Annotated in this window: 4 protein-coding genes; 2 read left to right on the top strand and 2 right to left on the bottom strand. The window is 72.5% G+C overall.

Features of this window, described 5'->3' with window-relative positions:
- Positions 1-411 (bottom strand): hypothetical protein (locus tag C1J01_RS46890; protein ID WP_220040467.1); only part of this gene is annotated, 411 nt, incomplete at its 3' end.
- Positions 408-1,589, bottom strand: a complete 1,182-nt coding sequence (locus tag C1J01_RS46885) for a sensor histidine kinase (RefSeq protein ID WP_146616009.1) — start codon at positions 1,587-1,589, stop codon at positions 408-410. The genes C1J01_RS46890 and C1J01_RS46885, both read right to left, overlap by 4 nt.
- A 391-nt stretch (positions 1,590-1,980) precedes the next feature.
- Here C1J01_RS46885 and C1J01_RS46880 point away from each other — a divergent pair, with 391 nt between their 5' ends.
- On the top strand, positions 1,981-2,598 hold the full coding sequence (locus C1J01_RS46880) for a DedA family protein (protein WP_111185489.1): 618 nt from the start codon (positions 1,981-1,983) through the stop codon (positions 2,596-2,598).
- A gap of 36 nt (positions 2,599-2,634) precedes the next feature.
- Positions 2,635-3,477, top strand: a complete 843-nt coding sequence (locus C1J01_RS46875) for a DMT family transporter (RefSeq protein WP_181449354.1) — start codon at positions 2,635-2,637, stop codon at positions 3,475-3,477.
- The last annotated feature ends 181 nt before the right edge of the window (positions 3,478-3,658 follow it).

The following is a 3,658-nucleotide window of genomic DNA, read 5'->3' as shown; positions in this document are numbered from 1 at the left end:
CGCCAGCCTGACGCCCCCGACCGGCACGGCCACCAGCAGACAACCCCGTGCGACGACCGTCTGCAACGACCGGGGCGGGCTCGTGAACGGCGAGGCGGTCGCCGTGGTGAAGACGTCCGGCCACCGTTCGCGCGCGTAGAGGGCGAAGGCGATCATGAGGCTCACCCCCTGCGTCATGAAACCGCCGTAGACCAGCAGGTACACCACGGCTCGATGGGACTGCCGCCAGGGGACGACCTCCATGCCGAAGGTCATCGCGTTGAGTCCCATCATCGTGGCGTCACCCGTGAGGTCGGGATCGGTGACACCGACCGAGCTGCCTGCCAGCCAGAGGAGCTTCAACACGAGGTAGGGCAACGTGGCCGCCACCGCGACGATCGCGGCGACCGCGCGGGCTCTCGTTCGACTCATCCCTCCAGCGTCACCGCTTCCGACCCGTCCCGTCCCACCACATGGGGGATGGTGACGTCGAGTTCGAAGCCGTCGGCGACGGAGGCGGCGGAGAGGGCGCCGCCGGCCAGGCGGACGCGTTCGCGCAGGCCCGCCAGGCCCAGGCCGCCGGGGCGGGCGGTGGGACGGGTGCGCGGCGGGCCGTTGCGGACGCGGATCCGGTGGGGTGAGATCGAGACCTCGACGGCGGCGCCGGGGGCGTGTTTGGCGGCGTTCGTGAGCGCCTCCTGGACGACGGGCCGGGCCAGGTCGGGCACCGGGCCAGGAGACAGGTCGAGGGTGATCGACATGCCGGAGTCGCGGGCGCGGCGGACGAGCTCGGCCACGTCCTCGCCGACCGGCGACAGCGGCGCCGCGTCCGCTTCCTCGCGCAGCAGACCGATGATCTCGCGGAGCCGTTCGGTGGCGTCGGCCGCCGCCTCGCGCAGCTCCCCCGCCGCCTTGACCTGCTCGGGGGCCAGGCCGGGAGCCAGCTCCAGCCCCGCCGCCCGGACCGCGATCAGCGCCAGGTCGTGGCCGAGCGAGTCGTGCATGTCACGCGCGATCCTGGCCCGCTCCCGCATCCTGGCCTGCGCCTCGACCGACAGCCGGGTCTGCCGCCGCTGCTGCAGCAGCAGCCTGCGCACCAGCCCCAGCACGTACGGCGCCAGGTAGGTGCCGAGCAGCGCCGTGCCCATGGACACCCACAGGGCGAGGTCGCCGCCCTGCGCCAGCACCACACCCACGCCGACCAGCGAGATCACGCCGAACGCCGCCAGCGCCGGCCACGCCCGGGCCAGCAGCCGCCCGGTGAGGTAGGCGTACCACATGATGTACGGCGACGTCGCCAGCAGCGGCAGGATCTTGACGTTGCGCCGGGGCAGCAGCCAGCTCAGGTCGACGGTCGCGAACCCCTCGCTGAACTGCCACGGCCCGAGCGGCAGCAGCAGCACCAGCGCCGCCAGCGGGTAGGGCCGGCCGACGAGCACCGCCACCGAGGCGAGCCCCACCCGGGGCACGGTGACCATGGCGAACCCGGCGGGGTCCTTGAACGGGTCGGGCCCCATGGCGGCGATGAAGACGCCGAGCACCACCCACAGCAGCAGGTCGTAGACCACGTGGCGGCGGCTCTCCCGGCGAAGACGGCGAAGAGCGTGCACGCCCCGACGTTATCCGCCGCGCCCGCCCGGCCGGTCCCCCCGGAGGTCAGGGAGCACCCCTGACGAAAGTCGGGGTGGGGCGGGAGCCACCGTCGCGGTAGGGCTGGCACCACCTCGGAAACGCCCATCTCCACTGCTGTGTCCCACGGTGCGGATCGGTTGGATCGAAGGTGTCATCCGGAGGTCGCGGCGGCGCCCCTGACGAAAGTAGGGGGTACTGCGTGCCGATCGTCCGATGTGCCGTGACCTGCGGGGTTTCTAGCGTCATGGGGTACCGGCCCTGACCCGTGTCAGGGGAAGGGCCGCGTTCGACCGGGGGCATCCCCGATGCCTCCCGACCTCCCGCACCGAGACGCTGTGTGGGTGCCCAAAAGGATCGGAGTACACCTTTATGTCGCACGCCATCCTCGACTTCGTCGAGCAGGCGATGTCGTCGCCGTGGCTGTACGTGGCGCTGTTCGCGCTGGCGCTGCTCGACGGGTTCTTCCCGATCGTGCCGGCGGAGACGTCGGTGATCACCGCAGGTGTGTTCGCGGCGACCGGCGAGCCGAACCTCGCCCTGGTCATCGTGGTGGCGTCGCTGGGCGCGTTCACCGGCGACCACATCTCCTACCTGATCGGGAACAGAGCCGGGGGCCGGCTCCGCGAGAGGAGGGCGTTCGTCTGGGCACGCGGCGCCCTCGCCGTACGCGGGGGGCTCGTCCTGGTCGTGGCCCGCTACATCCCGGGCGGGCGCACCGCGACCACCCTGACCATGGGCGCCGTACGGCATCCGCTGCGCTCGTTCACCTTCTTCGACGCCCTGGCGGCCGTCTCGTGGGGCGTGTACTCGGGGCTGATCGGCTTCTTCGGCGGGATGGCGTTCGAGAACGACCCGATCAAGGGCCTGCTGCTGGGCCTCGGCATCGCGCTGTCCGTCACCGTCGTGGTCGAGGTCGTGCGGTGGATCAGGAAGCGGCGCGCCACCAACGCTTCCCCGGCCGGCCTTCCGGCGGACACGTCCGTTTGACCCTGCCTGGCAACCATCCGTCTGAGAGGAGGGCGCATGACTGTGCTGGCCGCGGTGATCGCCTTGGTCGGTTCGCTGTTCTTCGCGCTCGGGGCCGCGCTGCAGCAGTTCGAGGCGGCCGGCACCGCCCGGCCCGGGCTGCTGGCGCTGCTGCGCCGGCCGCGCTGGCTGCTCGGCGGCGCCTCCATCGTGACGGGTGGCGGCCTGCACATCGTCGCGCTCGGGCTGGGCCCGCTGACCATCGTGCAGCCGATGGGCGTGGCCAGCCTGCTGTTCGCGCTGCCCATCGCCGCCACGTTGCACGGCCGCAGGCCGTCGCGGGCGGAGCTGGCGGCGGCCGGGGTCGTGGCGGCGGGGCTGATCGGCCTGGTGCTGCTCGTCCCCGAGCACGACGGTGCCACCCATCTCGATCCGGCCGGTGTGCTCACGCTGCTCGGCGTGGCCGGCGCCGCGGCGGCGCTGCTGTGGGCCGGCTCCTTCGCGGCCTCGGCCGCGGGCCGGGCGGCGCTGCTGGCCACCAGCTCAGGCGTCCTGTACGGCGCCACCGCGACCCTCATGCGGGTACTGGTGGACGGCGCCTGGAACTGGTGGTACCTGCTGGCGCTGCCGGTCCCCGCGCTGCTGGCGCTGGTGATGCTCCAGCGCGCCTACGCCGTCGGGCACTTCGGCGTCTCGTTCGCGGCGCTGCAGATCGCCGACCCGCTGACCGCGGTGGCGTTCGGGGCGCTGCTGCTGGGCGAGCCGCTGCCCACCGGTGTCCTGCCGGTCGTCGCGGCCGCGCTGACCGCCGCGGGCACCGTGGCCCTGGCCAGGACCAGCCCGCTGGAAACCCGCCCTGACCCCATCCGCCCCTCTCTGACCACGTCCGACCACGCCTGACCCTGTCCGACCACGCCTGACCCTGTCCGACCACGCCTGACCCTGTCCGACCACGCCTGACCCTGTCCGATCACGTCTGACCCTGTCGATGGCCAGTCCCCAGGCCACAGTGAAACCGGAGTTCAACGCCATGGCCATGCTGTCTATTATACACATCTCCGAGCCCACGAGACTAGCGGCC

Origin of the sequence: Nonomuraea aridisoli, assembly GCF_003236395.1 — a bacterium.
Lineage (GTDB): Bacteria > Actinomycetota > Actinomycetes > Streptosporangiales > Streptosporangiaceae > Nonomuraea > Nonomuraea aridisoli.
This window is presented reverse-complemented; position numbering and strand designations above follow the sequence as displayed.